The 2,976-nt window shown below is 74.9% G+C and carries 3 protein-coding genes and 1 pseudogene; all 4 read left to right on the forward strand.

Annotation, left to right across the window (positions count from 1 at the left end; all coding sequences use genetic code 11):
- Positions 1 to 529 (forward strand): annotated as a pseudogene (locus ACFDTC_RS01965) (acyl-CoA dehydrogenase); the annotation flags it as partial.
- Complete coding sequence (locus ACFDTC_RS01970; RefSeq protein ID WP_375257184.1) at positions 522 to 1,232, forward strand: PIG-L deacetylase family protein; 711 nt, start codon at positions 522 to 524, stop codon at positions 1,230 to 1,232. The pseudogene ACFDTC_RS01965 and the gene ACFDTC_RS01970, both read left to right, overlap by 8 nt.
- Positions 1,229 to 1,786 (forward strand): class I SAM-dependent methyltransferase, encoded by a 558-nt coding sequence (locus ACFDTC_RS01975; protein WP_375257185.1) that lies wholly within the window; start codon positions 1,229 to 1,231, stop codon positions 1,784 to 1,786. The genes ACFDTC_RS01970 and ACFDTC_RS01975 overlap by 4 nt, the downstream gene beginning before the upstream one ends.
- Positions 1,783 to 2,772: a glycosyltransferase gene (locus ACFDTC_RS01980; RefSeq protein ID WP_375257186.1), complete on the forward strand. Its 990-nt coding sequence runs from the start codon at positions 1,783 to 1,785 to the stop codon at positions 2,770 to 2,772. The genes ACFDTC_RS01975 and ACFDTC_RS01980 overlap by 4 nt, the downstream gene beginning before the upstream one ends.
- Positions 2,773 to 2,976: the final 204 nt, after the last annotated feature.

Here is a 2,976-nt window from a genome sequence, read left to right on the forward strand (position 1 = left end):
CGGGTTCGACTGCGCGGGGCTCGAGGCGCGTCCGCTCGGGCCGCCGGACGTCTACGCGCGCGAGCCGCATTTCCTGGGCGGCACATGGCGCATCGCCGCCGTGACGCTGGGTGGCACGGTCGGCCTGCTGGACCGGGTGGCCGGCAAGCTGCGCGCGCGCGGGCAGCACGAGGCCGAGGCGCACCTGCTTCGGCTGTCGCCGGTCGCGGGCCGCGTGCTGTCGGCCTGGCCCGCGATCCTGCGCGCGGCCGAAGTCTCCTCGGGCGCGGCCGGCGCCGCCGACCCGCAGGCGGCCGCGGCGCGCGCGCTCTCGACCCGCCTGCTGACCGAGGAGATCGGGCAGGACGCCATCGCGGCGGCCGAACGCTCGGTCGGGCTGGCGCTGTTCGCCGAGGGGGACCCGGCGGGCCGGATGGCGCGCGACCTCGCCTGCTACATGCGCCAGGCGGCGCGCGATGCGTTCTCGATGAAGGTCGGTCGCGCGCTGCTGACCGAGGGCGGGCCGCTGGGGGCGTGGCTGGATGCTTGAAACCGTCGGCTACACGACCTTCGCGGAGCTGACCGAGGGGCGCCCGCCGGTTGTTCTGGCGCCGCATCCGGACGACGAATCCCTGGGCTGCGGCGCGTTCCTGGCGGCAGCGTTCGCGGGACCGGGCGCGCACGTGGTCTGCATGACCGACGGCGCGGCGTCGCATCCCGGCTCGCGCGCGTGGCCGCGTGCCCGGCTGGCGGCGCTGCGCGCGTCGGAACTTGACGCGGCGATCGCGGCGCTGGGCGGCGCATCGGCGGACGTCACGCGGCTGGACCTTCCCGATGCCGGGATGCTGCGCCTGACGGACCGCTTCCCGGCCATCGCGGAGGGGGTCGCGCGCATCGCGCGGCGCCATGGCGCGCGGGTGCTGGTCGCGCCTGCGCCGACCGATCCGCATTGCGATCACGAGGCGACCGCTGCCATCGCCGTCCTCGCCGCCGCGCAGGCGGGTCTTCGGCTGCTGTTCTACCCGGTCTGGTCGGCCTGGCACGATCCGGACTACCGCACGCGGCTCGCGCACCGGGCCGAACACCGGTTCGACGCGGCCCCCGCGCGCGAAGCCAAGGCCCGCGCCATCGCGGCCCATCGCAGCCAGCTGGGGCAGGTGGTGCACGACGACCCCGCAGGCTTCGTCTTGCCGGATGCCTTCGTCGACTCGTTCCGCTCGGACGACGAGATCTTCTTCGAGGCCCATCCATGACCGCCGTGACCCTGCAGCATCTCGAGGGACTCTATGCCGGCGGCGACGACCCGTGGTCGTTCCGCACCAGCGCCTACGAGCAGGCGAAGTTCCGGGCCACCTGCGCCGCGCTGCCGCGCGCCTCCTACCGGTCGGTGCTGGAGCTGGGCTGCGGCAACGGCGAGCTTGCGCGCCACGTGTCGGCCCGCTGCACCGAGTACACCGGCGTCGATGCGGTCGAGACCGCGCTTGCGGCCGCGCGGCGCGCGGTGCCGTCCGGACGGTTCCACCGGCTGTTCCTGCCGGCGCTACTGCCCTCGGGTGACTTCGACCTGCTGATGGTGTCGGAATTCCTCTACTTCCTCGACCCGGCCGGCATCGCGGAACTGGCCGGGCAGCTCGACCGGCGCTGGCCCTTGGCCGACCTCGTCTGTGTCACGTGGCTGGGGCCCAGCGGCAACGCGCTGGACGGGCCGGCGGCGCTCGAACGCTTCGCGCGCGCGTCGCGACGTACATTGCGCTGCGCGGCCGCGACGTCCGAATACCGCATCGACGTGGCCGAGGGGGCGCCATGACGCTGACCGTCGAGGTTTTCGGTGCCAGGGCCGTCGCCCGCGCCCGCGCCGCCGTGATCGTGCCCGCCTGCGACGAGGCCGAGCGCATCGGCGCCTGCCTCGACGCGCTGGCGGCGCAGGACGGGCGGCGGGACTGCGCCGTGACGGTCTGCGTCAACAACACCGGTGACGCGACCGCCGAGATCGTGCGTGACCGCGCCCGCCGCCACCGGCTGGTCCTGATCCTGGCCGAGGTCCAGCTGCCGCGCGGCGGCGTCGGGCGCGCGCGCCGGCTGGGTCACCTGCTGGCCATGCGTCATTCGCCGATGGCGTGGGCGCTGCTGTCGACCGACGCGGATTGCGTGGCCGCGCCGGGATGGCTGAGCGCGATGCGGCACGCCTTGCGCGGCAGCGCCGCGGTGCTGGGCCGGATCGAAGGGCTGGACGACCTGCCGCCGCCGCTGATGGCGGCGGTGTGCGGCGCGGGGCGGACCGAAGACAGCTACATGCGGCTGTCGCTGGAATTCGCGCGGTTGGTGTCGGACGCCGGGGCGACGCCGCTGGGGCTCAACACGGCGGGGGGCGCCAATCTCGGTATCCGGCGCGACGTCTACCGCGCTGTCGGCGGGTTCCGCGCCCTGCCCAGTCGCGAGGACCGCGAGCTTGTCGACCGGATCGTCGCCGCAGGCCACCGCGCCATCCGCAGCGACGAGGCGCTGGTCCGTGCGTCGATGCGGCCCGACGGACGGGCGCCGGGCGGCATGGCCGACAAGATCCGCGACCGGCTGGCGGGCGCTGCGGGGCCGCTCGACTCCGCTCTGGCGCCCGTCGGTGCCATGGTCTCGCGCTGCCTGGGGCAGGGCGCGGCCGCCTGCGACGCGTTCTCGTCGCCCCAGGCCGAGCGCGAGCTGACGATCCTCGCCCGCCACGTCGAGGCGCTGAGACGCCTCGACGGCCCCGCCGCACGCCGGCGGTACCTGTCGAGCGTGGACCCGGCGCTGCCCTGACGGCACGCCCGCCGCTTGCCAAGACGCGAAAAAAGTGGAACGTCGGCAGTCGTTTCCGGCGCGGCCCGAAGGGGCGGCGCGGGGTGGAGGAGCAGGGAGACGACCGTGCCGCTGACGTTACCGATAGACCCGTCGCATGTCCTGATCGGAGGCACGTGGCGGCCGACGGACGAGACCCTGCCGCTGCACGACCCCTCGGACGGG

Source organism: Citreimonas sp., assembly GCF_042096055.1.
GTDB lineage: Bacteria > Pseudomonadota > Alphaproteobacteria > Rhodobacterales > Rhodobacteraceae > Citreimonas.

Bases quoted from the DNA above. Each gene is read 5' to 3' on its own strand.
- ACFDTC_RS01970 (WP_375257184.1), top strand. From the start codon at position 522: ATGCTTGAAACCGTCGGCTACACGACCTTCGCGGAGCTGACCGAGGGG.
- ACFDTC_RS01975 (WP_375257185.1), top strand. From the start codon at position 1,229: ATGACCGCCGTGACCCTGCAGCATCTCGAGGGACTCTATGCCGGCGGC.
- ACFDTC_RS01980 (WP_375257186.1), top strand. From the start codon at position 1,783: ATGACGCTGACCGTCGAGGTTTTCGGTGCCAGGGCCGTCGCCCGCGCC.